The organism is Megasphaera indica, from assembly GCF_046614755.1.
Classification (GTDB): Bacteria; Bacillota; Negativicutes; order Veillonellales; family Megasphaeraceae; genus Megasphaera; species Megasphaera intestinihominis.
On the sequence record NZ_JBKKJR010000077.1, the window covers coordinates 1 to 257 of the forward strand.

The 257-nt window shown below is 42.4% G+C and carries 1 rRNA gene; it reads left to right on the top strand.

The window, feature by feature from the left end:
- Positions 1 to 164: 164 nt before the first annotated feature.
- Positions 165 to 257 (top strand): 23S ribosomal RNA (locus tag ACFCTO_RS12240); the annotation flags it as partial.

Genomic DNA, 257 nt, shown 5'->3' on the forward strand with positions numbered 1-257 from the left:
CAGGAGTTCGATTCTCCTCATCTCCACCAAACTTTTTTATCATCGTACCTTGACAACTGCATAAAAATGTTAGAAAATACCTCTTTTTAAAAAGAGATCTTAACGAACCTTGAATTCTTGTTCATCACAACATCCCGTGTGGATGACGTGATACATGAAAAAATAGTCAAGTAAGTAAGGGCGTACGGCGGATGCCTTGGCCATATCAGCCGAAGAAGGACGCGATAAGCTGCGATAAGCTGCGGTGAGGTGCAAGT